General features: G+C 31.1%; 2 protein-coding genes. One reads left to right on the top strand and one right to left on the bottom strand.

Annotated features, from left to right (window positions below; translation table 11 throughout):
* A partial coding sequence (locus OEW78_RS10510) for a hypothetical protein (RefSeq protein ID WP_300327238.1) occupies positions 1-202 on the bottom strand: 202 nt, incomplete at its 3' end.
* A 557-nt stretch (positions 203-759) separates the two neighbouring features.
* Here OEW78_RS10510 and OEW78_RS10505 point away from each other — a divergent pair.
* On the top strand, positions 760-1,758 hold the full coding sequence (locus OEW78_RS10505; RefSeq protein WP_300327237.1) for an NAD(+)/NADH kinase: 999 nt from the start codon (positions 760-762) through the stop codon (positions 1,756-1,758).
* Positions 1,759-2,050: the final 292 nt, after the last annotated feature.

Below are 2,050 nucleotides of genomic sequence, written 5' to 3'. Positions count from 1 at the left end.
TTATATTTTTAAAGTCTAAGCATTTAGAATCAAATTCATTTAGGTATGTTGGTTTTTTAGTAAAAGTATCTTCAACCCAAATTTCACATGTTTCTGCATCAATGAATTTTTTATTTGAATCATTACTAACAATCTGTAACATCAAAATTCCTAAAAGCAACACAATCAAAGCAATTGGTAATTTTTTTGAAGAAATATCCACAAATTTACTGTGTATATTTTTAAACTTAAGCCTATTGATCACAATAATATCTTTTTATTTTGAATGTGGATATGATAATAACTGAAAATCAATAAAGACAAATATTGAAAAGTTGTTAAACTCAAAACATGGAAGGTCCATCCAAAATTAACTCTGTATATTGGGATGAGCAAACAAAATCTTGGCAATACAAAATGATTAAAGTTGATGAATATCATGGTTTTATAGAGTGTCAACATTGTCGAAAACCAATGTCTCATAATATAAAATCTGACGGGGAATACAAAGTAGTCTATGTTAAATGCGGTTGTGCCCGAGACAATCTGTGAATTATTTTTCTATTCTAAATTATCCACACATTCTAATCCTTATAATTTAAGAATTATTTGGGTACTAAAATTCATACAAAATTCATAATATCGGGTTTATATTTTTGGGAATATTCATTGAATATACCTAGTTTTGATTGATTGTATAAAAAAAAACACAAAATCATGTTTGTTATACGAGAAAAGTGTACATTATTCTTTTATTCTACTGGATGGATTGTTTCTTTTGTGCAAATAGGAATCTATGGTTCTGGAACTACAGAAAATGCAGCAAAGATAATCAAAAAAATTTTGGATGAAAATGATATCCAATCCTTTACAATAACAAAATCAAAAGGCAAATCTGCTGATTGTGTTATTGTACTGGGTGGAGATAAGGGTGTCAGAAATTATTTTCATAGAACTTTTGATTCTACCTCTCCTGTCTTAGGTATCAATGAAGGGGAATCAAGTGGATTTTTGGCACAGATTGAACTAAAGGAATTTTCTTCCTTTGTTGGAATTTTAAAAAAACAAAATTATACTGTTGAAGAAGTTCCGCGACTTGGTGTAAAAATTGATGGTAAAAATGTCTATCCTGTTTTAAACGATGTGGCTGTATTTTCATCAAAGAGTGCTATGCTGATGGAACATTCATTGAGAGTTAACGGAGAGGAAGTATGGCACGACAATAGTGATGGAATAATTGTTTCTACTCCAATTGGCTCTTCCGCATATTCAATGTCTGCAGGAGGCCCTGTTTTGTTTCAAGATTCCGCAGTATTTGAAATAATTTCAGTAAACTCTCTTGACGTAACACGAAGACCCATTATTGTATCTAATGAGAGTTTGATTGAAATTGATGATGTCTCTGCAAGAGTACACTGTGAGGCAATACTTGATGGTTTAGATAGATTCAAAGTAACCAAAACTGTAGAGTGCACCCAATTTTTTCCTCCTGCTAAAATTATTCGTTTAAAAAAAGATTCTACTGCAATTTCAGCACTGGCAAAAAAAGTTCACTTGGCCGAGGAATTATTGAGTATGCCACCAAGCTCAAAATTACTGTTAAAAACATTAGAATATGAAGGCGCATTAACACAAAAGGATCTGGCAAACAAGACACTACTCCCAGATAGGACTGTTCGATTAGCATTAAGTCATCTCTTGAAAAAAGGATATGTCAAAAAGAAGGTATCCATCCGAGATGCGAGGCAGAAAATTTACGAAATCTCTAAAATTGAGTAACTAACTAATTTCTTCTGACTATTCTTTTTGCATGTACAAGTAGTTTTATTTTTTTAAATATTTTCTTATATGATCATTATGAAAAAATTCTGTATTTGCCAATTATCTTTGTTGTACAACTTATTTTTTCATGGTTTTAATACACGATATTTTATTCTCTACTTCAAAAATCTCTGATTCTGGAATTGAATCATAAATCATCTATTCAGATGCTGCTTTAACAAATGCAGCAAAAGATTCTTCTGGATACCCTGGTCTGCTATTAAACTCTGGGTGGAACTGAACTCCTAGA

Source organism: Candidatus Nitrosopumilus sp., from assembly GCF_029882185.1.
In the GTDB taxonomy this organism is placed as follows: domain Archaea; phylum Thermoproteota; class Nitrososphaeria; order Nitrososphaerales; family Nitrosopumilaceae; genus Nitrosopumilus.
This window is presented reverse-complemented; position numbering and strand designations above follow the sequence as displayed.